General features: G+C 61.1%; 24 protein-coding genes and 3 pseudogenes. 6 read left to right on the top strand and 21 right to left on the bottom strand.

Annotated features, from left to right (window positions below; translation table 11 throughout):
* Nucleotide 1: 1 nt before the first annotated feature.
* The 16 genes and pseudogenes from queE to ACZ5KU_RS07535 all read right to left on the bottom strand — a co-directional run bounded on the left by queE (nucleotide 2) and on the right by ACZ5KU_RS07535 (nucleotide 13,160).
* Nucleotides 2-649 (bottom strand): 7-carboxy-7-deazaguanine synthase QueE, encoded by a 648-nt coding sequence (queE, locus tag ACZ5KU_RS07610; RefSeq protein ID WP_054056513.1) that lies wholly within the window; start codon nucleotides 647-649, stop codon nucleotides 2-4.
* 164 nt (nucleotides 650-813) lie between these two features.
* Complete coding sequence (ybgF, locus tag ACZ5KU_RS07605; RefSeq protein ID WP_054064003.1) at nucleotides 814-1,638, bottom strand: tol-pal system protein YbgF; 825 nt, start codon at nucleotides 1,636-1,638, stop codon at nucleotides 814-816.
* A gap of 6 nt (nucleotides 1,639-1,644) precedes the next feature.
* Nucleotides 1,645-2,142: a peptidoglycan-associated lipoprotein Pal gene (pal, locus tag ACZ5KU_RS07600; RefSeq protein ID WP_054056494.1), complete on the bottom strand. Its 498-nt coding sequence runs from the start codon at nucleotides 2,140-2,142 to the stop codon at nucleotides 1,645-1,647.
* A gap of 52 nt (nucleotides 2,143-2,194) precedes the next feature.
* The gene (gene tolB / locus ACZ5KU_RS07595; protein WP_054056495.1) at nucleotides 2,195-3,445 is read right to left on the bottom strand and encodes a Tol-Pal system beta propeller repeat protein TolB; all 1,251 of its coding nucleotides are present in this window, start codon (nucleotides 3,443-3,445) and stop codon (nucleotides 2,195-2,197) included.
* Between the two features lie 240 nt (nucleotides 3,446-3,685).
* Complete coding sequence (tolA, locus tag ACZ5KU_RS07590) at nucleotides 3,686-4,744, bottom strand: cell envelope integrity protein TolA (protein WP_464736984.1); 1,059 nt, start codon at nucleotides 4,742-4,744, stop codon at nucleotides 3,686-3,688.
* Nucleotides 4,744-5,196, bottom strand: coding sequence for a protein TolR (gene tolR / locus ACZ5KU_RS07585; RefSeq protein ID WP_010444249.1), 453 nt, complete (start codon nucleotides 5,194-5,196; stop codon nucleotides 4,744-4,746). Before tolR ends, tolA begins: the two co-directional genes overlap by 1 nt.
* Before the next feature lie 14 nt (nucleotides 5,197-5,210).
* Nucleotides 5,211-5,906 carry a protein TolQ gene (gene tolQ, locus ACZ5KU_RS07580; RefSeq protein ID WP_054056497.1) on the bottom strand — a complete coding sequence of 232 codons (696 nt, stop codon included), beginning with the start codon at nucleotides 5,904-5,906 and terminating at the stop codon, nucleotides 5,211-5,213.
* Nucleotides 5,896-6,363 (bottom strand): tol-pal system-associated acyl-CoA thioesterase, encoded by a 468-nt coding sequence (gene ybgC / locus ACZ5KU_RS07575; RefSeq protein WP_054056498.1) that lies wholly within the window; start codon nucleotides 6,361-6,363, stop codon nucleotides 5,896-5,898. Before ybgC ends, tolQ begins: the two co-directional genes overlap by 11 nt.
* Before the next feature lie 138 nt (nucleotides 6,364-6,501).
* Nucleotides 6,502-7,560 carry a Holliday junction branch migration DNA helicase RuvB gene (gene ruvB, locus ACZ5KU_RS07570; RefSeq protein ID WP_054056499.1) on the bottom strand — a complete coding sequence of 353 codons (1,059 nt, stop codon included), beginning with the start codon at nucleotides 7,558-7,560 and terminating at the stop codon, nucleotides 6,502-6,504.
* A complete protein-coding gene (ruvA, locus tag ACZ5KU_RS07565; protein ID WP_054056500.1) occupies nucleotides 7,561-8,175 on the bottom strand; it encodes a Holliday junction branch migration protein RuvA in 615 nt (204 codons plus the stop codon).
* 114 nt (nucleotides 8,176-8,289) lie between these two features.
* The gene (gene ruvC, locus ACZ5KU_RS07560) at nucleotides 8,290-8,814 is read right to left on the bottom strand and encodes a crossover junction endodeoxyribonuclease RuvC (protein ID WP_054056501.1); all 525 of its coding nucleotides are present in this window, start codon (nucleotides 8,812-8,814) and stop codon (nucleotides 8,290-8,292) included.
* Between the two features lie 148 nt (nucleotides 8,815-8,962).
* A pseudogene (locus ACZ5KU_RS07555) lies at nucleotides 8,963-9,708 on the bottom strand (YebC/PmpR family DNA-binding transcriptional regulator).
* 133 nt (nucleotides 9,709-9,841) lie between these two features.
* Nucleotides 9,842-11,617 carry an aspartate--tRNA ligase gene (gene aspS / locus ACZ5KU_RS07550; RefSeq protein WP_464736983.1) on the bottom strand — a complete coding sequence of 592 codons (1,776 nt, stop codon included), beginning with the start codon at nucleotides 11,615-11,617 and terminating at the stop codon, nucleotides 9,842-9,844.
* 94 nt (nucleotides 11,618-11,711) lie between these two features.
* A complete protein-coding gene (locus ACZ5KU_RS07545; protein ID WP_026145498.1) occupies nucleotides 11,712-11,933 on the bottom strand; it encodes an FmdB family zinc ribbon protein in 222 nt (73 codons plus the stop codon).
* Between the two features lie 181 nt (nucleotides 11,934-12,114).
* Nucleotides 12,115-12,386 (bottom strand): annotated as a pseudogene (locus ACZ5KU_RS07540) (ribbon-helix-helix domain-containing protein).
* A gap of 303 nt (nucleotides 12,387-12,689) precedes the next feature.
* Nucleotides 12,690-13,160 (bottom strand): Dps family protein, encoded by a 471-nt coding sequence (locus tag ACZ5KU_RS07535; protein WP_054056505.1) that lies wholly within the window; start codon nucleotides 13,158-13,160, stop codon nucleotides 12,690-12,692.
* Between the two features lie 296 nt (nucleotides 13,161-13,456).
* On the opposite strand from ACZ5KU_RS07535, the gene ACZ5KU_RS07530 reads away from it, so the two are divergent.
* The gene (locus ACZ5KU_RS07530; protein WP_054056506.1) at nucleotides 13,457-14,062 is read left to right on the top strand and encodes a cold-shock protein; all 606 of its coding nucleotides are present in this window, start codon (nucleotides 13,457-13,459) and stop codon (nucleotides 14,060-14,062) included.
* 83 nt (nucleotides 14,063-14,145) lie between these two features.
* On the opposite strand, the gene ACZ5KU_RS07525 is transcribed toward ACZ5KU_RS07530, so the two are convergent.
* A complete protein-coding gene (locus ACZ5KU_RS07525; protein WP_054056507.1) occupies nucleotides 14,146-14,352 on the bottom strand; it encodes a SlyX family protein in 207 nt (68 codons plus the stop codon).
* On the bottom strand, nucleotides 14,349-14,780 hold the full coding sequence (locus tag ACZ5KU_RS07520) for an HIT domain-containing protein (RefSeq protein WP_054056508.1): 432 nt from the start codon (nucleotides 14,778-14,780) through the stop codon (nucleotides 14,349-14,351). Before ACZ5KU_RS07520 ends, ACZ5KU_RS07525 begins: the two co-directional genes overlap by 4 nt.
* Before the next feature lie 949 nt (nucleotides 14,781-15,729).
* Here ACZ5KU_RS07520 and ACZ5KU_RS07515 point away from each other — a divergent pair.
* Nucleotides 15,730-17,073, top strand: a complete 1,344-nt coding sequence (locus ACZ5KU_RS07515) for an OprD family porin (RefSeq protein ID WP_416772226.1) — start codon at nucleotides 15,730-15,732, stop codon at nucleotides 17,071-17,073.
* A gap of 272 nt (nucleotides 17,074-17,345) precedes the next feature.
* Here ACZ5KU_RS07515 and ACZ5KU_RS07510 read toward each other — a convergent pair whose 3' ends face one another.
* Together ACZ5KU_RS07510 and ACZ5KU_RS07505 are read right to left on the bottom strand one after the other, a co-directional pair.
* The gene (locus ACZ5KU_RS07510) at nucleotides 17,346-18,188 is read right to left on the bottom strand and encodes a mechanosensitive ion channel family protein (protein WP_464736982.1); all 843 of its coding nucleotides are present in this window, start codon (nucleotides 18,186-18,188) and stop codon (nucleotides 17,346-17,348) included.
* Between the two features lie 123 nt (nucleotides 18,189-18,311).
* Nucleotides 18,312-18,796, bottom strand: a pseudogene (locus tag ACZ5KU_RS07505) (YajQ family cyclic di-GMP-binding protein).
* Nucleotides 18,797-18,917: 121 nt separating this feature from the next.
* On the opposite strand from ACZ5KU_RS07505, the gene ACZ5KU_RS07500 reads away from it, so the two are divergent.
* The 4 genes from ACZ5KU_RS07500 (at nucleotide 18,918) to ACZ5KU_RS07485 (ending at nucleotide 23,564) form a co-directional block, all read left to right on the top strand.
* Nucleotides 18,918-19,871, top strand: coding sequence for a GGDEF domain-containing response regulator (locus ACZ5KU_RS07500; RefSeq protein ID WP_054056512.1), 954 nt, complete (start codon nucleotides 18,918-18,920; stop codon nucleotides 19,869-19,871).
* A complete protein-coding gene (locus ACZ5KU_RS07495; protein WP_464736981.1) occupies nucleotides 19,871-20,788 on the top strand; it encodes a putative 2-dehydropantoate 2-reductase in 918 nt (305 codons plus the stop codon). Before ACZ5KU_RS07500 ends, ACZ5KU_RS07495 begins: the two co-directional genes overlap by 1 nt.
* A 152-nt stretch (nucleotides 20,789-20,940) precedes the next feature.
* On the top strand, nucleotides 20,941-22,977 hold the full coding sequence (locus ACZ5KU_RS07490; RefSeq protein WP_054063999.1) for a sensor histidine kinase: 2,037 nt from the start codon (nucleotides 20,941-20,943) through the stop codon (nucleotides 22,975-22,977).
* Between the two features lie 2 nt (nucleotides 22,978-22,979).
* On the top strand, nucleotides 22,980-23,564 hold the full coding sequence (locus ACZ5KU_RS07485; protein ID WP_054061139.1) for a cob(I)yrinic acid a,c-diamide adenosyltransferase: 585 nt from the start codon (nucleotides 22,980-22,982) through the stop codon (nucleotides 23,562-23,564).
* Between the two features lie 123 nt (nucleotides 23,565-23,687).
* On the opposite strand, the gene ACZ5KU_RS07480 is transcribed toward ACZ5KU_RS07485, so the two are convergent.
* On the bottom strand, nucleotides 23,688-24,629 hold the full coding sequence (locus ACZ5KU_RS07480) for a Nudix family hydrolase (protein ID WP_464736980.1): 942 nt from the start codon (nucleotides 24,627-24,629) through the stop codon (nucleotides 23,688-23,690).
* Nucleotides 24,630-24,723 lie beyond the last annotated feature (94 nt).

The following is a 24,723-nucleotide window of genomic DNA, read 5'->3' as shown; positions in this document are numbered from 1 at the left end:
GTCAGCGCCCCGGCTCGTCGTTCCAAAGATATTTGTGCAACTGCATCTGCAAGCGCACCGGCAGGTTGTCCGCAACGATCCAGTCCGCCAGCTCGCGGGCCGGCAGTTGCTGATAGCTCGGCGAGAACAGCACCTCCCCCGCCCGCTTCTCCAGACCGTACTGGATCAGCTTGGACACCGACCAGTCGTAGTCCTCACGGGAACAGATCACGAACTTGACCTGGTCGTTGCGGGTCAGCAGCTCGATGTTCTCATAACGATTGCGATGGACTTCCTTCGAGCCCGGGGTCTTCAGGTCGACCACCCGGCTGACACGGGTATCCACCGGCGAAATGTCCATCGAACCGCTGGTTTCCAGGGATACCTCGTAGCCGGCATCGCAAAGCCGCTTGAGCAGGGGAATGGCGTTGGGCTGGGCCAGTGGCTCGCCGCCCGTCACGCAGACGTAGCGCGGCCGGTAGCTGGCGACCTGGTCGAGGATGCTGTCGAGCGACAGGATACTGCCGCCACTGAAGGCGTAGGCACTGTCGCAATACTGGCAGCGCAGGGGGCAACCCGTCAGGCGCACGAATACCGTGGGCAGCCCAGCAGTCCGCGTTTCACCCTGTAACGAGTAAAAAACTTCGGTGATTCTCAATGTGTCTTGCATATCCGCCACGGGCGTAACAGCTAAACAGGCTGTCCGCCTCCGTCAGGCACCGCAATGAACCTGCAATCGCATAATCCAGAACGGCGTGTTTCATAAAAAGGGCAACAATTCTAACGAAAAAACCCGCGGCAGGCGCGGGTTTCTTGATTCGGGTCGACAACGCCTTACATGCGCTGCAGGTCCCGCTGGGCCAATTGGGCTGCCGAGGTCCCCGGATACTGGGAAACGACCTGCTGCAGAATGCCCTTGACCTTGTCGGTGTGACCCAGGCGACGCTCTACGTCAGCCAGCTTGTACAGCGAGTCAGGCACCTTGGCATGCTTGGGATACAACTGGCTGACCTTGGCAAAGGCCTGGCCGGCACCTTGCAGGTCACCCTTGGCCAGGTTCACTTCACCCAACCAGTACTGGGCATTGCCGGCGTACTGGCTGTTCGGGTATTTGCGCAGGAACGCGCCGAACGCCTGGCTGGCCTTGTCGAAGTCCTTGGCCTTGATCAGGTCGAAGGCCGCATCGTAGTAGAGCTTTTCCTTCGCCGGATCACCAGGTTCGCTGCTGGCCGCTGGGGCCTGGGCAGCAGGTGCAGCACCGGCGGCGGCATTCGTGTTGCCACCGCTGGAAGAATTGTCAGGCGTTGCAGCCGCCGGAGCGACGCCACTGCCTATGCGACGATCAAGATCCTGGTATCGCTCCAGGTTTTCCTGCTTCATGCGCGCGATATCATTTTGCAAAACCTCGATCACGCCCTGTTGTTGCGCAATCTGGTCCTGCATGCGTTGCAACTGGTTGAACAGTTCGCCCTGTGCCGAGACAGGAGCCGCAGCCCCTGACCCGGCATAGGCGCCGTTCGTACCGTAACCCGCTGGCGGATAACTTCCACCGCTATTGTTATAGCCGGAGTTGTCATCGACCACAGGAACCGCAGCCCATGCCGCAAGCGGCAGGAGGCTGAGAGCCAATACAGTTACAGCACGACGGCACGTTCGCATGACGAATTACTTACGCAGTTCGACGCGACGGTTTTGAGCCCAGGACTGCTCGTCGTGGCCGGTAGCGACTGGACGCTCTTTACCGTAGGAAACCAGCTCCAGTTGAGCTGGGGAAACACCTTGCAGAACCAGGTAGCGCTGAACGGCTTTCGCACGACGCTCGCCCAGTGCCATGTTGTACTCACGAGTACCACGTTCGTCGGTGTTGCCTTCCAGGGTAACGCGGTTGCCGTTGGCTTTCAGGTCCTTGGCGTGAACGTCCAGAGCGCGCATGGCTTCTGGCTTCAGGTCCGAGCTGTCGTATTCGAAGTAGAAGGTGGTGATTGCGCGCAGAGCGGCTTCTTCGCTCAGGGAGCCGTCAACGGCACCGGTGTTTGCACCGTAGCCAGCGTTAGGATCAACAGCGCCTTGACCAGCGTTGTCGCCGCCTTTGGACGAGCAACCTACAGCTACAGCCATGGCCAGGGCCAGCGCAGCAAATTTACCAAACTTCAGCATTTCCATCGTGAAACTCCTAATGAACCCCAGTGTGTTAAGTAAAACGTATAGCGCCGCGTCAGTTCAGGTAAGGGGACCAGGAAGGTTCTCTGACTTCGCCTTGAGCGGTAGGAAGCGGGAGCCTTACGCGTCCGTTGATGGACACGAGCATCAAGACTCCCCGGCCCTGCTGGGCGGTGGCGTAGATTACCATGGTGCCGTTTGGCGCAACAGTAGCTGACTCATCAAGGTTGGTGTCTGTAAGGATTTTTACGCTACCGCGCTGCAAATCCTGAGCCGCCACCCGGAAGTTGGTGAAACCATCCTGGCGATGAATCATCACCAGCGTTTTTTCGTCAGCCGAAAGTTTCGGGTTGGCGTTGTAGTTGCCGATGAAAGTTACCCGCTCGGCACCACCACCATTGATGTTGGTCTTGTAGATCTGCGGCTTGCCGCCACGGTCGGAGGTGAAGTAGATGGTCGAGCCATCCTTACCCCAGAACGGTTCGGTGTTGATGCCCTGGCCGCTGGTCACGCGACTGATCTGGCGCGAAGCCAGGTTCATCACGTAGATGTCCGGGTTGCCGTCCTTGGACAGCACGAACGCCAGGCGGGTACCGTCCGGCGACCAGGCTGGCGCACCGTTCAGGCCTTCGAAGTTGGTCAGCTGCTCACGGCGACCGGTATCGATGTGCTGGATGAAGATGCGCGGACGCTTCTGCTCGAACGAGACATAGGCGATGCGCTTGCCATCCGGTGCGAAACGCGGCGACAGGATCGGCTCGCGCGACTGCAGCAGGGTCACTGCACGGGCACCGTCATAGTCGGAACGCTGCAGGGTGTAGCGCGTGTTGTTCACCGAGAAGCGTTCGGCCGTCACGTACAGCATGCGGGTGGAGAACGCCCCCTTGATGCCGGTGAGCTTTTCGAACGACTGGTCGGAGATGTAGTGCGCCATGTCGCGCAACTGGTCGACGCTACCCGAGACGCTGCCGGTCAGCACTTGCTGCTCGGTGGCGACGTTGAACAGGGCGTACTGCACCTGCAGGCGACCACCGGCCGGCACAATGCTGCCGACCATGATGTACTGGGCGCCCAGGGCCTTCCAGTCACGGTAGATGATTTCGCCGGCCTGGGTCGGCAGGCTGATCATGTTCTGCCGCGGGATCGGCGAGTAGTAACCGGAGTTACGCAGGTCGTCGCCAATGATCTGGGCCATGTCGTCGGGCAGCACGCTGCCGCCCTGGAAGCCGAACGGTACGACGGCGATCGGGGTCGCCCGATCGGTGCCGCTGGTGACCAGAATGTTCTTTTCATCTGCCACTGCCATCCCTGCCAGACAGCAGATCAGGACAAGCATTCCTCGAAGAAGGTTTCTCACAAGGCTAGATCCTCAGGTGTAAATGTCATCTTGAAGGAACGAAAAGGAACCGGATCGCTCGATTTCATTCCCTGCATTTCCATCAGGCAACCAATACTCTTGACCACCGCTGCCGCCGATACGTCGAACCGACCATCGCCCCTGCGGCCTTGAGACAACCCAGGGGCGATAGCATTCGAAAGAGACGCCTTACGGTGCCAGATCGTCAGGCGTGAAGGTCATCTTGAACGAACGATAAGGAGCAAAGTCGGCCGGTTTCAATCCCTGCATCTCCGTCAGACGACCAATGTTCTTGACCGCTGCCACCGCAGAGGCGTCGAACGGACCATCACCGCTGCCCTTGACCACCGAAACCGTCGTCACGGTGCCGTCAGGCAACATGCCGATCTGCAGCGTCACCGCCATGCCCTTGCGTGCCGAAGGTGGACGCGTCCAGCCTTCCGCCGCCCGGATACGAATCAGATCGTCGAAACTGCCCGCGGTCTCATCACCCTGCTCATCCGCCAGGGCCTGCTGACGCTGCGGCGTGTCGGAAAGCAAGTCGGCCAGTGCCTGCGCCTTCTTCTCTTCGGCGGCCTTGCGTGCGGCGTCCTGCTTCTTCTTGGCCGCATCGGCTGCTGCTTTCTTCTTCGCGTCTTCGGCGATCTTCTTCTTCGCCTCTTCAGCTTCAGCTTTCTTCTTGGCGTCTTCCGCGGCTTTCTTCTTCGCGTCCTCGACTATCTTTTTCTTCGCTTCTTCAGCGGCCTTTTTCTTGGCCTCTTCTTCAGCGGCTTGCTTGGCCTCTTCCTCGGCCTTTTTCTTGGCTATGTCAGCCTGTTTTTTCTCTTCGGCCTTCTTGGCTTCGGCAGCCTTCTTCGCGTCATCGGCTTTCTTGGCTTCATCCGTCTTTTGAGCCTCCGCCGCTTTCCTGGCTTCTTCGGCCTTTTGAGCCGCCTCTTCTTTCTTTTGTTCCGCCGCCTTTATCTCTTCCTGCTCGACCTTCTTCTGCTCCAACTGCTCGACTTCGGTCTGGCGCGCGGCAGATTTCTTCGCCTCACCCGCAATCTTCTGATTGGTCTGGGTGGTTGCCTGGCTTTTCGACTTCAGTTGGTACAGGGTCGCCTGGACGAGCGGTTTGGCCGGGGGCAGTTCCGGAGTCATGGCGAAGCTGACGAACAGCAGGCCAAAGATCAGGACGTGCAGGCCAATCGCCCAGACGCTGGGCCAGAAGTAGCTTTCCGAGGCGGACGGCTCTCTCTGTTGGTGCATCAGGGCGCCTCGGTAATCAGACCGACGTTACCGACACCCGCTTTCTGCAGACCCCCCATCGCACCCATCACGGCGCCATAGTCGACACTCTTGTCGCCACGAATGAAGACCTGGGTGTGCTTGCCGGCTTCGTTGCCGGCACGAATGATCTTGGTGACCGCATCGGTCATCTGCGGCAAGGTCATCGCCTTGTCCTGCTGCTTGTCGGTGTCGACTTCGCTGCCAAGGTTCCAGTAGTAGGTCTTGTCAGCCTTGATCGAAATGGTCAGGACCTGGGTGTTGTTGTCCTGCGGCAAGGCTTCGCTGGAAACCTTGGGCAGATCGACCTTCACACCCTGGTTGAGCATGGGTGCGGTCACCATGAAGATAACCAGCAATACCAACATCACGTCGATGTATGGCACCACGTTCATCTCGGCGACCGGCTTGCGTTTGTGGCGAACTCGGGCCATGGGGATCTACCTGCCTACTCTTCGCTGGTGTGCACTTTACGGTGCAGGATCGCCTGGAACTCGTCGGCGAAGGTGTAGTAGCGACCGATCAGGGTTTCACCCCGGGCCGCGAAACGGTTGTAGGCCACGACAGCCGGAATCGCGGCGAACAGGCCGATCGCGGTGGCCACCAGGGCTTCGGCAATACCGGGAGCCACGGTGGCGAGGGTCGCCTGCTGGACAGTGGCCAGGCCACGGAAGGAGTTCATGATCCCCCACACGGTACCGAACAGACCGACATACGGGCTGACGGAACCGACGGTGGCGAGGAAGGGCAGGCTCTGCTCGAGCTTTTCCTCTTCGCGGGAGATGGCCACGCGCATGGCACGGGCCACGCCTTCCATCACCGCTTCCGGCTCGACGCCAGGCTGCTGGCGCAGACGGGAGAATTCCTTGAAACCGGCACGGAAGATCTGCTCGACGCCCGAATCCGGATCCGGGTTGCTGCCAGCCTGACGGTACAGCTTGGACAGGTCGATCCCCGACCAGAAGCGCTCTTCGAAGCTCTCCAGGGCACGACGACCGGCGCGCAGCAGATTGCTGCGCTGGAAAATCATGATCCACGAGGTGACTGAGGCAGCCACCAGGATCAGCATGACCAATTGCACCACGATGCTGGCATTGCTGACCAAACTCCACATGGAGGAATGGTCGACGACGTTAGCTTCCACGCTTTATCTCCTGCTCTAAGTGAGTACCCGCGCCGCTTGTGTCGGCAAAGGCCGACCGCAAGGCTTCTGGAATGGCCCGGGGTTTCAAACTGTCGGCGCGCACACAGGCCACCAGGAACTGCCCTTCGCAGAGCAGCGTTAAATCCGTTGCACGACGAACCTGCTGCTTGAAACGCAGGCTCGCACGGTTCAGTTCAATGACATCCGCACTGACCAACAGCTCGTCGTCCAGTCGCGCCGGCACGTGGTAGCGTGCTTCGCTGGAATGCACGACGAACAACAGGTTCTCCCCCACCAGCTCGGACTGGGCGAAGCCCAGCTCCCGCAGCCGCTCGGTTCGAGCCCGCTCCATGAACTTTAGGTAATTGACGTAATAGACGATGCCGCCGGCATCGGTGTCCTCGTAATAAACGCGACAGCGATGTGCGAACGACTGAAGCCCGTTTTGCGCGCGCATACTCTAGTGCTTACTCCTCAGGTTGCCAATCCGGCCAGGCAACTGTTTTTCATACTTATACGACTTTTTACATGAAGAATCGTGATGCCAGCCCGTAGGACAGCACGAACCACGAATAAATCAGTTCCGGCCGCCCGCTCAGCCATCCAACGCATCGAGAAACTCGTCTGCAACAGGCGTTTCGCCCAGCCGCGACGGCACGTTCAAACCGAAGTGCAGATACGCGTGACGGGTCACCACCCGCCCGCGTGGCGTGCGCATGATGTAGCCCTGCTGGATCAGGTACGGTTCCAGCACGTCCTCGATGGTATGACGCTCTTCACCAATCGCCGCCGCCAGGCTGTCGACCCCTACCGGGCCGCCGTCGAACTTCTCGATCATGGTCAGCAGCAGGCGCCGGTCCTGATGGTCGAAACCGTGTTCGTCGACATCCAGCAGGTTCAGTGCCAGGTCCGCCACGCCCTTGGTGATATGCCCCTTGGCCCGCACCTCGGCGAAATCGCGAACACGCCGCAACAGGCGGTTGGCGATCCGCGGCGTGCCGCGCGCCCGCCGGGCGACCTCGAAGGCGCCTTCGGCATCCAGCGGCAGGCCGAGAATGCCCGCCGAACGACTGACGATCGTCGCCAGGTCCGCCGTGTTATAGAACTCAAGACGCTGGACGATACCGAAGCGGTCACGCAACGGGTTGGTCAGCATGCCCGCACGGGTGGTCGCCCCGACCAGGGTGAACGGCGGCAGGTCCAGCTTGATCGAGCGCGCCGCCGGGCCTTCGCCGATCATGATGTCGAGCTGGAAGTCCTCCATCGCCGGGTACAGCACCTCTTCGACGACCGGTGAAAGCCGGTGGATTTCGTCGATGAACAGCACATCATGGGGCTCGAGATTGGTCAGCAGCGCCGCCAGGTCGCCTGCCCGCTCCAGCACCGGGCCGGAAGTGCTCTTGATCGACACGCCCATTTCCTGGGCGATGATGTTGGCCAGGGTGGTCTTGCCCAACCCTGGCGGGCCGAAGATCAGCGTATGGTCCAGGGACTCGCCACGCGCCCGGGCGGCCTGGATGAACAGCTCCATCTGCTCCCTGACCGTGGGCTGGCCGATGTACTCGGCCAGGCTCAGCGGGCGAATCGCCCGGTCCTGGACCTCCTCGCGGTCACGGCCGCCGGAAGCGGTTATCAAACGATCGGCTTCAATCACTTAAATCATTCCCCTCAGGGCGCGACGAATCATCTCTTCGCTGCTCAAGCCTTTTTCCTTGATGGCGGAAACCGCCTTGCTCGCTTCCTGTGGCTTGTAGCCCAGGGAGATCAGCGCACTGACCGCATCGGTCTCGGCGCTGGCGACCGGCGCCGCTGGCGCCCCGTCCGGCTGGTTCGGTACCAGGGCGAAGATGCTCGGCACGGTTTCCCAGGCCTTGAACCGGTCCTTGAGTTCGACCAGCAGACGCTCGGCGGTCTTCTTGCCGACACCCGGCACCTTGACCAGCGCCGAGGCATCCTGGGCCGATACGCAACGCACCAGCTCATCGACCTCCAGGCTGGACATCAGCGCCAGCGCGAGCTTGGGCCCAACCCCATTGAGGCGGATCAGCTCGCGAAAGAAGTCGCGCTCGCGCTTGCCGACGAAACCATAGAGTAACTGGGCATCCTCGCGCACGACCAAATGCGTGTGCAGCGTCAGCGTTTCGCCGACCGACGGCAGGCGGTAGAGCGTGGTCATCGGGACTTCCACTTCATAGCCCAGGCCATTCACATCGAGGATAAGGTGCGGCGGCTGTTTTTCAGCCAGGGTGCCGCGCAAACGTCCAATCACGTATCAGGTCCTTATTGCCGGCCGGGCCGGTGACTGATGAACAGAACGATAGATTCGCCATCATCCGGCAGGAAGCTCTATCGACAAGCAAAATTGTTTAAGCTGATGATGCTATCAGAGACGCAGGCGACCGCCACGGGTCCTTGCCGCCCCCAATCCGTGGGGCAACAGGCTCGAACGGGTGTGGGCATGACACAGGGCGATCGCCAGGGCGTCGGAGGCGTCGACCTGCGGCTTGCTGGTCAGCTTGAGCAGATGCATCACCATCAGCATCACCTGCTCCTTGTTGGCCCCACCCGTCCCGGCAACCGCCTGCTTGACCTGGGTCGCGGTGTATTCGGCGATTTCCAGGTTTTCCTCGGCACCGGCAACGATCGCCGCGCCACGGGCCTGGCCGAGCTTGAGTGCCGAGTCGGCGTTTTTCGCCATGAACACCTTTTCGATGCCCATGGTCACCGGGCCGTAGGTCTGGATCACCTCGCGCACGCTGCGGTAGACCACCTGCAAGCGCTCATGCAGCTCACCGCTGCCGGTACGGATGCAGCCCGACGCCACATAGACACAACCACGCCCGGTATCGCGCACCACACCGTAACCGGTGATCCGCGAACCTGGGTCGATACCAAGAATAAGAGTCATAACGCCTGCGGTTCGATCGAGAAAGCCTGCCAATGACGCGCAGTATCTACTGTATATGCATGCAGGTCGATAGAGGACTGCCGGGAGGATAGCGCCCCGCTCCTCCCGGAAGCGGATCAGGCCCCTGGGGAACAGGGGCATGCAGCGGTCAGCCGAGCTGTTCCAGCACCGCCTGGGGAATGTCGGCGTTGGAATAGACGTTTTGCACATCGTCCAGATCTTCGAGCATGTCGATCAGCTTCAGGACCTTTTCCGCCCCTTCGAGATCGAGTTCGGCGCTGGTGGTCGGCAGCATGACGATTTCCGCGTCGCCCGCCTTGAAGCCGGCCGCTTCCAGGGCGTTGCGCACGGCATAGAAACCGGAGAACGAGGTGAACACGTCGATGGAGCCGTCCTCGTTGGTCACCACGTCGTCGGCATCGGCCTCCATGGCGGCTTCCATGAGCGAGTCCTCATCGATACCCGGCGCAAAGGAGATCTGCCCCTTGCGTTCGAACAGGTAGGCCACCGAACCGTCGGTGCCGAGGTTGCCGCCACACTTGCTGAACGCATGACGCACGGCGGCAGCGGTACGGTTGCGGTTGTCGGTCATGCATTCGACCATCACCGCCACCCCGCCCGGGCCGTAGCCTTCGTAGCTCAGCTCGACCATGTCGTCGGTGTCGGCGTTGCCGGCACCCGGGCGACCGCGCGATCGATGATGTCGCGGCTCATGTTGGCGCCCAGGGCCTTGTCCAGCGCCAGGCGCAGACGCGGGTTGGAACCCGGATCAGCGCCGCCCTGGCGGGCAGCGACCGTCAGCTCACGAATCCACTTGGTGAAGATCTTGCCCTTCTTGGCATCCTGACGTTCTTTGCGGTGCTTGATGTTCGCCCACTTGGAATGACCCGCCATAACTCGCTCCGATGCTCTTTGAAATATTGCCGTGAAACATTGCCCGTCGCGCCATGGGCGCCGACCGGCAAACAGAAATTTCGAACCGTATAAAAGAAAGGGCGCATCCTAGGATGCGCCCGCAAGAGCCGGATTACTCGGCCTTGGGTGTTTCGCGCAGGCGAATGTGCAATTCGCGCAGGGCCTTGGCGTCCACCAGACCTGGAGCCTGGGTCATGACACAGGCCGCGCTCTGGGTTTTCGGGAAAGCGATCACTTCACGGATCGACTGGGCGCCGGTCATCAGCATCACCAGGCGATCCAGACCGAAGGCCAGGCCACCATGGGGTGGAGCACCGTACTTCAGGGCGTCGAGCAGGAAGCCGAACTTCTCTTCCTGTTCCGCTTCGTTGATGCCCAGCAGACGGAACACCGCCTGTTGCATTTCCTTGCGGTGGATACGGATCGAACCGCCACCCAGCTCGGTACCGTTCAGGACCATGTCGTAGGCACGCGACAGGGCGCCGGCCGGGTTGGCCTCCAGCTCTTCAGGGGTGCACTTCGGCGCGGTGAACGGGTGGTGCAGTGCGGTGAAGCTGCCGTCGTCGTTCTCTTCGAACATCGGGAAGTCGACGACCCACATCGGTGCCCACTCGCTGGTGAGCAGCTCCAGGTCGTGACCGACCTTGATCCGCAGCGCGCCCAGGGCCTCGCAGACGATCTTGGTCTTGTCGGCGCCGAAGAACACGATGTCGCCATCGACCGCACCCACGCGATCGAGGATGACGTTGAGGTTGGCCTCGGGGATGTTCTTGACGATCGGCGACTGCAGGCCTTCCACACCCTTGGCGCGCTCGTTGATCTTGATGTACGCCAGGCCCTTGGCACCGTAGATGCCGACGAACTTGGTGTAGTCGTCGATCTTGCTGCGCGGCATGCTCGCGCCGCCAGGCACGCGCAGTGCGGCGATACGGCACTTCGGATCGTTGGCCGGGCCGCTGAAGACCTTGAATTCGACGTCCTTGAGCTGGTCGGCAACGTCCACCAGCTCCAGCGGGATACGCAGGTCCGGCTTGTCGGAACCGTAGCGGCGCATGGCCTCGTCCCAGGTCATGTGCGGGAATTCGCCGAATTCCAGACCCAGCACTTCCTTGAACAGGTTGCGGATCATGCCTTCGGTCAGGCCCATGATGTCCTTTTCATCGAGGAAGCTGGTCTCGATGTCGATCTGGGTGAATTCCGGCTGGCGGTCGGCGCGCAGGTCTTCGTCGCGGAAGCACTTGGCGATCTGGTAGTAGCGGTCGAAGCCGGCCACCATCAGCAGTTGCTTGAACAGCTGTGGCGATTGCGGCAGGGCGAAGAAGCTGCCGGCGTGGGTACGGCTCGGTACCAGGTAGTCGCGGGCGCCTTCCGGGGTCGCACGGGTCAGGATCGGCGTCTCGACGTCGAGGAAGCCGTTCTCGTCCAGGTAGCGACGGATGCTGGTGGTCATGCGCGAACGCAGGCGCAGCTTCTCGGCCATTTCCGGACGACGCAGGTCGATGAAGCGATAGCGCAGGCGGGTTTCCTCGCCGACGTCGGAGTATTCGTTGAGCGGGAACGGCGGGGTTTCCGCTTCGTTCAGCACTTCCAGCTCGTAGCCCAGCACTTCGATCATGCCCGACGCCATGTTGGCGTTGCCGGCACCGGCCGGACGCAGGCGCACCTTGCCGGTGATCTTCACCACGTACTCGCTGCGCACACGGTCAGCGGTGGCAAAGGTCTGGGCGCGATCCGGGTCGAAGACCACCTGGGCCAGGCCCTCGCGGTCACGGATATCGAGGAAAATCACCCCGCCATGGTCGCGACGACGGTGGACCCATCCGCAAAGGGTGACTTCCTGGCCTTCCAGGCTCTCGTTCAGTTGGCCGCAATAATGGCTGCGCATCATGGTCGTGGTTTCACTTCTCGTAATTCGAATTCGGTGGAGGTCTGGCACACCCCGGTGTCCCTGGCGTGTCAGAGCCCGCTCGTGTCGCTCATTTTCAGTCGGCTTTGTCGCCACCGGCCAGGTTTTTCTTGGCACCGGTCTTGAAATCGGTCTCGTACCAACCGGTACCGCTGAGGCGGAAGCCCGGCATAGAAAGCATCTTCTTCAGCTCTGGCGCCTGGCAGGCAGGGCAATCGACCAGAGGAGGGGCGCTGATTTTCTGAATGGCTTCCAGCTGATGACCGCAGGAAGCGCATTGGTAGTCGTACATGGGCATGGGGCGTCTCGACAATCAGATAACGACATCACTGCTGCCCGAGCCCAGAGTCGGGCCATGCAGCAAAGAGCGGGATTATATCTGTTAAATCGAGGCTTTGCAGCCGTATGACCGGCCATCCCACTCCCTCCAGTCGCCTACCCCATCACGACCGGTGGCTGGCGGCACGGGAGAGACACCTTCAGGTCGAATGCTGCAAGCGGCCCAGCGTCAGCAGGTGCACCATGCAGACGACGCGTATCAGGCCACTGAAATTCTTTACCCCCCATAACGCAGATGCACTTCCATATCGACATTGGATAGCAATGCATTGACCGTGCACTTGTTGATGCCGGCCATGTCGGCCAGCACTTTCCAGTACACCTCTTCAAGGCGCAGGCAGGTCGCAAAGCCGTTCAGGCGAACGGACCGCGAAACCGGCTTGGCCAAGCCGATATCAAACTCCAGCAACATGGGATCGGGCCTGGCCTTGCGAAACAGACCGGAGTCCCCCAAACACTGATTCAACTGCACCATCTTCCTCGCACTCCGTCGCTGCACGCCCTTGAATAAGGGCGCTCTTGGAAAATCTCACCTACATGAAACATTAGGCAAAATTCCTTATCCAGCAGACCGAACCATGGCCTGCGTAGGATGAAGCGACCAGAAAACGAGGAACGTCGGCGCCGTACCGCAAGAATGGCTGCCGCCCTGATCCATGGGCATGTTTCGCGGGGCCCGCACGAATGAGCCGGCGGCTCACCCGTGCGCCACGTATCAGTCTTCCAGCAGGGCCCGCAGCATCCAGGCGGTCTTCTCATGCACCTGCATGCGCTGGGTCAGCAGGTCGGCGGTCGGCTCATCGCTGACCTTGTCCAGCAACGGGAAAATGCCACGCGCGGTACGAGTCACCGCCTCCTGCCCCTGCACCAGCTGCCGGATCATCTCCTCGGCGCTCGGCACCCCTTCCTCCTCCTTGATCGAAGACAGGCGGGCATAGGTCGAATAGGTACCCGGAGCCGGGAAGCCGAGCGCCCGGATCCGCTCGGCAATCAGGTCCACGGCCAGCGCCAGCTCGTTGTATTGCTCTTCAAACATCAAGTGCAGGGTCCGAAACATCGGGCCGCTGACGTTCCAGTGGAAGTTGTGGGTCTTCAGATAGAGCACATAGGTATCCGACAGCAGACGGGAGAGCCCTTCGACGATGGACTTGCGGTCTGCTTCGCTGATACCGATATCAATAGCCATATGCATCCCCTTGACGTGATTGAAGTCACACCTTGAAGGTGTAGGACCACTCTAGCAAGACTCGCCGGCCCGTGCAGCACCGGGGAACTGCGCCCCAGAGCCCTTCAGGACCGCTCAAGCCGTTGATTTGAGAAGGCCCGGGCTTTGCTGTTAAATAGATAGCGTGTCGTCATGCCGCACCTTGGCACGACGCATAGGCTGGTAGAACACGTGCCCAACGCCTCACCTTTTTTTGTCAGAAGCGAACCGTGGGCTGCCAGCTCTTCCGTGTTATCAATCTTGAGTGAGTCAATCAAATGTTGAAAATCGTCCACCTGCTAACGGGCGCCGTCGCCCTGCTGCTTTCCTTTATACCCAGCCTGCGATCCGAAGCCCTGCCCTACCTGCAACAACCCGATGCGCTGTACCTGGCATTCTTCGGCTTGCTCAACCTGATCCTCGCACCAGTGATTCCCTACTGGAACAAGGGTCCTCGTCATCAACTGCAAAACCTGGTCAGCGCCCTGCTGATCCTCGCGGTCGTGCTGCAGATCCTGGTACTGCTCGCCCCCCTGCCGATGATCGCCGGCCAGCCTGCCGTACTGCTGAGCCTGGCAGCCGCGGTGATTGCCGTACTGCTGCATCTGGCGGTCAGTTTCTACAAGAAGTCCTCGCCATCGACCGCTTCGCACAACTACGACATGAGCAACCGCGATACCGGCACTGTGAAGTGGTTCAACACCTCCAAGGGCTTCGGCTTTATCTCGCGGGACTCCGGCGATGATATTTTCGTGCACTTTCGCGCCATTCGGGGCGAAGGCCACCGCGTCCTGGTCGAAGGCCAGCGCGTGGAGTTCTCGGTGATGAACCGGGACAAGGGCCTGCAGGCCGAAGACGTGGTGGCGGCATCGCCGCGTCGCTGAGTCTTTTCCCGCTCGAAAAAAAACCGCGATGCCGTCAGACGGCTCGCGGTTTTTTCATGCCTGCCAACCCGGTCTGGCCAGCTTCAGTAATGGGGCGGTGGCGCCTCATCCTCGGCAATGCCGAATTGCCCCAGCATTTCCTCATGACGCTTGATCAGGGCGGCCATCTGCAATTGCAGACGCTCCACTTCCCGCTGCTGCCCCACCAGCACATCGTTGAGCGCCTGGATGGTGTCATCCTGGAACGCCAGACGGGTTTCCAACTCGGTAACACGCTCTTCCAAGTTCATGACTGCGCCTGCACAGAGGAAAAGCCGTCGGCCAGTACCGAACCCAGCCGCTCGCGGATTGCGGCAACCTCCGCTTCGGCATAAGGCCTGGCCGGGTGCTTGCCCCAGACTGGCGCAGGCCAGGCCGCATCGCCCCGATGACGAACGATGACATGCATGTGCAACTGGCTGACCACGTTGCCCAGGGCCGCGACATTCATCTTGTCCGCCTTGAAGGCCTGCTTGAGAGCCTGGGCCAGCGCGGCGGTTTCATGCCACAACTGCGCCTGGTCCGCTGCGTCCAGCTCGAACACCTCGCTGATGTCCGCACGCCGCGGCACCAGAATGAACCAGGGGTAGTTCGAATCGTTGGATAACAGCAGGCGACACAACGGAAAGTCGCCCATCGGCAAGGTGTCTTGTTGAAGACGCGAATCGAGAACGAACACCGTAAACACTCCTGCTTGACTGATTGGCCTGCCCGGGCCGGCCATCCGACGACGACCGCCCCGCAGGCAAGACGCTCAGGATACCCGCGTTCGCCCGCCAGTTCACCGTACGGCTGCCGATAGCGGCGAATGATCCGGCCCACGAACGGGCCCCGACCATCACGCACCATTACGGAACCGGTCTGCACCGTTCTCGGCCGGCAGCAAAAAAATGCTGCGGCATAATCAAAGCGTCATCTTTTCCTGAAAACCTTTCCTGATCCGCCATGCCATCCTTGGCACAGCCTTTCACAGGAAAACGGTGACTGTACGATCGGCAACAGCCTACAGGCAGCTCTGCACCAAAAGCACACAGAGCGACTATTCTTGGTGCACCTTTTGCCCACCGGTTACCCCGCAGACGGTGTGAACCGGTAACGTTTTTGGCTTTTTACAGGTAATCAATGGATTAGCAGCACAAGGGAAAGTAATACGTCAAGCACCACAAGCCACGGGGCTGCCCCCAGGTTTCATAAGGGTTTCAGCGTGACCAGGCAGTCAGGTAAATATTTTCTGGCGATTTTTCGACTTTGTGCATGCTTGTTGCATTGAGTTACGACACAGTCGCCACAGAGGGCCTGATCGGACGCTGAAGCTCCGCGACACGGTAACAAAGCAGTACAGTGCAACCAGGGACAGTTCGGAGCTTGAACATATGTGTTTCTTATCTATGCTTATGGGTTCGAAAACTGCGCTGAAGTTGCACAGCCAATAAAAGGCTGTGTATTTGCGACATGGAGCGAGCTTTTTGCGACACGCTCGTAAAGAAGCCGCAAGGATAGGTGAGCAAGTATCGCCAAGTTTGTCAGCGTGATATAAGTTTGCGCCGACACAAAAAGAAAGAGCCGCCCAGATAAAAATACAGGTGGGACGGCAGTACTCTTCCTAAAAACCAAAGGAGCAAATCACGATGCGCGTGATGAAGTGGAGCATGATCGCCCTGGCCGTTTCGGCAGCAGGCACTCAATTGGCAATGGCTGAACCTTTCGTGACCGACCAGGCCGATGCCAAGGGTTTCGTTGAAGGCGCTTCGGCAGGTGTGGTTCTGAAGAACTACTACTTCAACCGTGACCGCAAGGCCGGTGCCAACGACCAGGAAGACTGGACCCAAGGCTTCCTGGGCAAATTCAGCTCTGGTTACACCCAGGGTACTGTCGGTGTGAAAGTTGAAGGCTTCGGCGACGCCGGCTACCTGCTGAGCGGTAAAGACTCGGAGTCGGGTTCGGGCAACATCAGCCGTTCCGCCAATGGCGACAACAACAGCAGCTTCGGCAAAGCCGGCGCAGCCGTCGCTGTTCGCGTATCCAAAACCGAACTGAAATTCGGTGACCAGCAGCCTAGCACCGCTCCAGTATTCGCAGTGGGCGGCAGCCGTCTGTTCCAACAGACCGCTCGTGGCTTCCAACTGCAGAGCAGCGAGATCAAGGATCTGGACCTGGAAGCAGGCCACTTCTACGCAGCCAGCAGCCAGGATAAAACCGCAATGGACGGTCGCCTGTGGACCCAGTATGCCGGTACCGAGGTTTCTGCAGCCGACTACGTAGGTGGCAAGTACGGGATCAACGAGAACCTGACCGTTTCCCTGTACGGTGCCAAGTTCAAGGACACCTGGAACCAGTACTACACCAACGCGAACTACACCCTTCCGTTGGCTAGCGACCAGTCCCTGAACTTCGACTTCAACCTGTACCGCACCACCGACACCGGTTCCGCCAAAGCAGGCAAGATCGACAACACCACCTACTCGCTGGCAGCCGCGTACTCTTTCCTGGAGGCGCACACCTTTACCCTGGCCTACCAGAAAGTCCACGGCGATACGCCATTCGACTACGTCGGTGTGGGTAACAACAACCGCGGCGGCGACTCGATCTTCCTGGCGAACTCGATTCAGTACTCCGACTTCAACGGTCCGGAAGAGCGCTCCGTCCAGGCTCGTTACGACCTGAAAATGGCCAAGTACGGTGTTCCTGGCCTGAGCTTCATGACCCGTTACGTCCACGGTGAAGGCATCGACGGCACCAAAATGGCCGCTGACAGCCCATACCGTGCTTATGGCTACGGCGAAGACGGTCACCACAACGAAATCAACCTGGAAGCCAAGTACGTAGTTCAGAATGGCCCGCTCAAGGATCTGTCCTTCCGCGCTCGCCAAGCCTGGCATCGTGGCAACGCCGACCAGGCTGAAGGAAACATCAACGAGTTCCGCCTGATCACCGAGTACCCACTCGACCTGATGGCTATCGCCAAGAAGTAATCAGCGATACTCGCTTGAAGAAAGGCCCATCCTTGTGATGGGCCTTTTTATTGCCTGTGGAAAAGAAAACCATCGCTAACTACTGAATAGCCAGCTAACAAAAACAACGCTTTGAATGCACAGCTGTTTCCGGTACTTATCTTCCCCCATACCACTCGGCGCCAGCCAGAAATACACCACCCGAAGCCTTCATTAAAATGCTAACAATAAAAAGGGACCCTCTTGGGGTCCCTTTCATTGATACCGGACTGCTCGCGCAGATATGGGCCAGCTTATTTAACCGACGTTTCCTGCATCACCCGAATGACCCGCTGTGGAAACGGAATATCGATTCCGGCTTCCTTGAGGCGATCCCGTGCATGCTCATTGAACTTGAACATCAGGTCCCAGTAATCGGAGGTCTTCGTCCACACCCGCAGGGAAACGGTGATAGAACTGTCGCCCAACGCCGAGACCACCGCCGCCGGCGCCGGGTCGGCGAGTACGCGCTCGTCCTTGGCCAGCTCCAGCAACACTTCGCGGGCCTTCTGCAGATCGGCTTCGTAATCCACGCCCACATCGAACACCACCTTGCGCGTGGCCTGGCGGTTGATGTTGGTGATGATGCCGTTCGACAGGTTGCCGTTGGGCATGATCACCGTCTGGTTGTCGCCGGTGCGCAGGATGGTGTGGAAGATCTGGATGTTGTCGACGGTACCGGTAATGCCTTGCGCGGTGATCGTGTCACCGATGCGGAACGGCCGGAACATCAGGATCAGCACCCCGCCGGCGAAGTTCGCCAGGCTGCCCTGCAACGCCAGGCCGATGGCCAGGCCCGCGGCACCGATCGCGGCCACGAACGACGTGGTCGCCACGCCGATCATCGACGCCACACTGATACTGAGCATGACCTTGAGGGCGATGTTCGAGAGACTGCTGATGAAGCCCTGCAACGCCAGATCCGCATTGCGCAAGGCCAGCAGCTTGCCCAGTTTGGCGGTCAGCTTGTTGATCAGCCACCAGCCCACGGCCAGGGTGACGATCGCCAGCAGCACCCGGCTGCCGTACTCCATGATCATCGGTATCCAGGCCTGGGAAGCCTTGATGAGATGATCCATTTCCGCGTTCAGATCCATTGTTCTCTCCTGTTATCGTGCGATTGCCCGGTGAAACGATCGATACCCCACGGGCTCAACCGTTTCTGCCGCGCCTGGGCCCTCCGACGCCGATAACTTCCAGAGGTTCCCTGGCGGACCGTATCAGTCGCGGAAGTTGTTGAATTGCAGCGGCAGGTCGAATTCCTTGGCCCGCAGGTTGGCAATGGCTTCCTGCAGGTCGTCACGCTTCTTGCCGGTGACGCGGACCTGCTCACCCTGGATGGCCGCCTGCACCTTCAGCTTGGAATCCTTGATGTGCGCGACGATCTTCTTCGCCATCTCCTTGTCGATGCCTTCCTTGAAGGTCGCTTCCTGCTTCATCACCTTGCCGGAAGCGTAGGCATCCTTGACCTCCAGGCATTTCACATCGATCTTGCGCTTGACCAGGCCATGCGCAGGATCTCCAGCATCGCCTCCAGCTGGAACTCGGCCTCGGCCGTCATGCTGACGGTCTGTTCCTTGTCCTTGAACTCGAAGGAGCCCTTGCCCTTGAGGTCATAACGACGGTCCAGCTCCTTGACGGCGTTCTCGACGGCGTTGGTGACTTCGTGTTTGTCCAGTTCGGATACCACGTCGAACGACGGCATGCGATTTCTCCAAATTTAATCTTGGCGCGCCCGATACCGATGGAGCGCGCCGGGTTTGACGGTTAAAATCCGCCAGCATTATAACGGTTCTTCCTCCCACTCATTCACTTAAGAGCCCCCCATGCCTAACCCGGACCTGAGCATTTTGCTGGTGAGTGATGATCATCTGGTGAGCAGCGCCTTTGGCAGCAGCCTCCAGCGTGCGGGATATCAGGACATACGCCAGGCCAACGACGCGATCCTGGCCCTGGAACAGATCGACCAGCGTGCCGCCAGCGTGGTGGTCTGCGCCGGCGAGTCCGGGCTGAAGCTGGCGGAAAAGGTCAGGCAGCGCGACGAGATGAACGATCACTACACCTATGTGTTGCTGATCAGTTCGCAAGCGCCGCTCGCTCTGCTCGATGATGCTTCGCCCAACGACATCGACGACCTGATCGCCCCGGAAGATATCGAGCGCCTGTTGTTGACCCGCGTACTGGCTGCCGATCGCCAGTGCAGCACCCTGCAGCGCCTGCGCCAGGAAAACCGCCTGCTGCGCCAGAACATTGCCAGCCTCGAACAGCGCAACCTCGTCGACTCCCTGACGGGCCTGGGCAACTCCCGCTACCTGCGCCAGAAGCTGACCGACAGCCTGCGCCAGGTGCAGGCCCGTGGCGGTGCCATCTGTTACCTGCTGATCGGTGTCCAGCAGGCGGGCGAGCTGCAGCGCGAGTATGGCATCGACTTCTACGACGAGCTGCTGCAAGGCATCGCCCGCCGCCTGCAGCAACTGGTGCGGCCGCTGGATGTGCTGGCACGCCTGGATGACCAGCATTTCGTGCTCATGACCATGCCGCCCGACCTGCGCGATTGCGCCCCGAGCAGCTTCAAGCGCCTGTATGACGGCCTGAATCTCAAGCCGTTCATGACCAACGAGGGGCCTGTCGAGCTGAAGGCCGGCATCAGCCTGGTGGGCCTGGACAGCAAGTGCCTGCCCCTGGACCAGCAGACCCTGTTCGATGAAGCCGCGCAACTGCTGGCGCAGTCCTATGCCGACGGCGTGGTCAGCGCCAAGCGCCTGCCGGCCCGCGACTGATGGGCAGCCCCTGGCATGTCCTCGGTGCCGGCAGCCTGGGCAGCCTGTGGGCCGCACGCCTGGCACGGGCGGGGCTGCCGGTCAGGCTGATCCTGCGCGACCCGGCCCGTCTGGCAGCCTACGAGGCCAGTGGCGGCCTGACCCTGGTGGAACAGGGCCAGGCACAGTCGTTCGCCATTCCCGCCGAGACCGGCGACGCCAACGAACCCATCACCCGCCTGCTGGTCGCCTGCAAGGCCTACGACGCGCCAGCCGCGGTGGCCCGGCTGCTCCCGCGCCTGAGCGACAATGCCGAGCTGATCCTGCTGCAGAACGGCCTCGGCAGCCAGGATGCGGTGGCGGCGCTGGCTCCGGGCGTCCGTTGCCTCTTCGCCTCCAGTACCGAAGGCGCGTTTCGCGAGGAAGACTGGCGGGTGGTGTTCGCCGGCCATGGCTTCACCTGGCTCGGCGATGCGGCCCACCCCGAGCCGCCCCTGTGGCTGGAAGACCTGACCCGGGCGGGCATCCCCCACGAATGGAACACCCGGATCCTGACCCGGCTGTGGCGCAAGCTGGCGCTGAACTGCGCCATCAACCCGTTGACGGTGCTCTACGGCTGCCGCAACGGTGGCCTGCTCGAGCATCATTGCGAAGTGGCCACCCTCTGCGCCGAACTGACGGAACTGCTGGAGTGCTGCGGCCAGCCAGCGGCCGCCGAGGACCTGCACGCTGAAGTGCAGCGAGTGATACAGGCCACGGCCGCGAACTACTCCTCCATGTACCAGGATGTCGCCCACGGTCGGCGTACCGAAATCAGCTACCTGCTGGGTTATGCCTGCGCGGCGGCGGCACGCCACCAGCTGAGCCTGCCGCACCTGGAACAACTGCACGAGCGGCTGACCACGCACCTGGCCAGCCACGGCTTGCCAAGCGACTGATCGACAGTCGGGCTACCCTCATATCGCTGCGAAGCGTTCAATCCGCGCCTTTGCAAAAGCCGCGGCAAAAATCGACGGTTTGATACACTCAGTGACGGTCAGGCCCGATCGAGGCCCGCCGCTTCCTCCCCCCTTGCCAGACAGGACCCGTGATGCCCCTGCGCCAGCGCCTAGAAAACCTCCCGGTCGGTCAGAAACTCCTCGCCGCGTTGCTGGTACTGCTGATCACCGTACTGCTGGTCGCCAACCTGACCTTCATCAGCGCCGCCTACTGGATCTCCCAGGAAAGCATGGCCCCCCAGGCGCTGCAGACCATTGGCCGGCTGGTATCGAACCCGAGCCTCGCCAGCCGGGCCCTGGAATCCCCGGACAACGCCGAAGCCCTGCTCAAGGAACTCAACACCTATTCACCCCTGCGGGCCGCCGCCATCTATGACGGCAAGGGCGAGCGGCTGGCCCAACTGCAACACAGCGACCGCCTGAAATTGCCGGAACGCTATCGGCACGTCGAGGCCTGGCGCCTGACCGAGTTTCGCAGCAACCAGGTCATCGACATGCCCCGTCCCGGGCAGGCGCCCGGGCACCTGCTGCTGGTGGCCAGCAGCGAACTGCCGGTGGCCTTCTACACCGGTACCCTGACCGCCAGCCTCGGCATCCTGATCTTCAGCGTGCTGCTGTGGCTGATCATCGCCCGGCAGATCAAGCGACTGATCACCCGCCCCATCCATGAACTGGAGGAACTGTCGCGCCAGGTCACCCGCGAAGAAAACTATTCGCTGCGCGCATCACGGGGCAACCACGATGAGATCGGCAGCCTGGCCGAAGCCTTCAACACCATGCTCTCGCGCATCGAAGCCCGCGAGCAGCAGCTCAAGCGCGCCCGCGACGAGTCTCAGGCGGCCTACGACCAGGCCCAGGGGCTGGCCGAAGAAACCCGCCATACCAACCGCAAGCTCGAGCTCGAAGTCCAGGTCCGCAGCAAGATCGAGAAGAAACTCACGGGCTTTCAGAACTACCTCAACAGCATCATCGACTCCATGCCCTCGGCGCTGATCGCCCTCGACGAACAGCTGTACGTCACCCAGTGGAACCAGGAGGCCAGCGCGCTTTCCGGGACCCGCCTGGACGAAGCGCTGAACCAGCCGATCTTCCTCGCCTTCGAACCGCTCAAGCCCTTCCTGCCGCAACTCAAGGACACCGTCGAGCAGCACACCGTGGCGAAGATCGAGCGGGTCACCTGGATCAAGGACGACGAAGCCCGCCACTATGCGCTGACCTTCTACCCGCTGATGGGGGGTGCCGGCCGCGGCGTGGTGATCCGGATCGACGACATCACCCAGCGCCTGTCCCTGGAAGAGATGATGGTGCAGTCGGAGAAAATGCTCTCGGTCGGTGGGCTGGCCGCCGGCATGGCCCACGAAATCAACAACCCGCTGGGGGCGATCCTGCACAACGTGCAGAACATCCGTCGGCGCCTGTCCTCGGATTTGCCGAAAAACCTCGAATACGCCGAACAGGCCGGTATCGACCTGGGCACCGTCAACCAGTACCTCACCAGCCGCGAAGTGCCGCAGTTGCTCGACGGCATCCAGCAGGCCGGGGCACGGGCGGCGAAGATCGTCACCCACATGCTCAGTTTCAGCCGGCGCAGCAAACGGGAAATGGCGCCTTGCGACCTGCCGGCGCTGATCGACCAGGCCGTGGAGATCGCCGGTAACGATTTCGACCTGGCCATCGGCTTCGACTTCAAGGGCCAGGCCATCATCCGCCAGTTCGATCCGCTGCTCGGGCCGGTGCCCGGTACCGCCAACGAACTGGAGCAAGTGCTGCTGAACCTGCTGAAGAATGCCGCCCAGGCCATCCACCAGCGTGACGACGACCGCGAACCGGGGCGCATCACCCTGCGCACCCGGCTGAATCCGCCCTGGGCGGAAATCCAGGTCGAGGACAATGGCATCGGCATGCCCGAAAGCATCCGCAAGCGCACCTTCGAACCGTTCTTCACCACCAAGGAGATCGGCCAGGGCACCGGCCTCGGACTGTCGGTGTCCTATTTCATCATCACCAACAACCACAAGGGCCAGATGGAAGTGCAGTCGACTCCCGGCCAGGGCACCTGCTTCACCCTGCGCCTGCCGCTGGCCAGCAACCAGGCCCTGCTTCCCGAACTCAATAAAACGGAGTTGTAACCATGGGTTTTCGCCTGTCGAAGATTTATACAAGGACCGGTGACACCGGCGAAACCGGGCTGGGCGACGGTCGTCGCGTACCCAAGAACCATCCACGGATCGAGGCCATCGGCGAGGTCGACAGCCTCAACAGCCAGCTTGGGCTGCTCCTGGCGGGGCTGGCGGAACTGGTGGTGATCCACCCGGAACTGGAGGAGGTGATCGAGGTGCTTGCGCCTTGCCAGCATCGGCTGTTCGACCTCGGCGGCGAGTTGGCCATGCCGGAGTACCAGGCGCTGGACAAGAGCGAAATCGAACGGCTGGAAGCCGTTATCGACCGCTGGAACGAAGAACTCGGCCCTCTGGAGAATTTCATCCTGCCAGGCGGGTCGATGCTGATTGCCCAGGCCCACGTCTGCCGCAGCCTGGCACGCAGTGCCGAACGCCGCTGCCAGGAGCTCAATGCCCTGGAGCCGCTGGGCGGCGTGGGCATGGCCTACATCAATCGGCTGTCGGATCTGTTTTTCGTCACCGCCAGGCTGATTGCCCGACGCGAGAAAATTGCCGAGGTCCTGTGGGAAGCGGCCAAGAAGCCGGTTTCCCACTGACAATCCCCTCCCGATCTTCCTGTGAAAGCGGGATAACGGTCGAAGCCGGATTTATCCGCGAATGCGCCGGTACTGCTGGAGCATGGCCCGAGGGCCATCCGCGGATAAATCCGGCTTGTGTCTTCAGTCCGGCCAGAACGCCCGAATGCCGGCCACACCCTGGGCACCGCTTTCCCAGGCCTGCGGCAAATCACCAGGGCCAACCCCTCCCAGCAGATACACCGGCCTGTTGAAACCGGCGATCAGTTGTCCGGCCCGCTCCCAACCCAGAGGTTGCGCATCCGGGTGGGTCCGAGTTGGCTGCACCGGCGACAAGGTAACGAAATCCACGCCCATCTGCTCGGCCAATGCCAACTCCTCGGCATCATGGCAGGACGCCGCCAGCCAGCGCTCCCTGGGCAGCGGACGTCCGGCAGCCGCGTACTTGCGCAGTTGTGCGGAGGTGATATGCCAACCGGCCGATGGGAAATCCCCCAGCCACTCGAACGGCCCCTTGAGCATCAATTGCGCCTTGCCGGCACACAGCCCGACCGCATCGACCGCCAGATCGCGGTACTTGGGATCGAAACCATTCGGTGCACGCAACTGGACCAGCCTGATGCCGCCGGCAATCGCCTTCTGGATGCCCTGCAACAGTTGCGCAGTCTCCAGGCCATCCGGGGTGATCAGGTATTCGCCCGGCAAACGGGCAGCGGCGACGATCGGCTGGTTGGCCGCCGGGAACTCGTAGTTCGGCAATTCCCGCGCCGTCACCCAGGCCAGTGGCTGGCCCTCGGCACCGTGAGGCTCGCCGGTGAAGGCCGAAACCTCCCAGACATCCAGCAACACCTGCTTGTCCGGATAATCGTGCTGCACCTTGATCAGCGGGCGGGCTTCGGTCACCACGATGCCCAGCTCTTCCTGCAGCTCGCGGGCCAGTGCCGCCTGGACCGCTTCGCCCTCCTCGACCTTGCCGCCAGGGAATTCCCACAGGCCACCCTGGTGCTGGGAGTCGGCACGCCGGGCGATCAGGATCCGCCCATCGTTGCCTCGAATAACGGCCGCAGCCACATGTACGCGTTTCACGCTGAAAGCTCCTATAAATCTGCCATCCACCGAAGCTGAACAGCCTCGTCCGGCAAGCCGTGGGAGCCATTCGCGATGACTCCCACAGGGACGC

It is taken from the genome of Pseudomonas sp. Tof1, from assembly GCF_055390395.1.
Note: the sequence above shows the minus strand (reverse complement) of the source record. Positions and strands in the feature narration are given on the sequence as shown.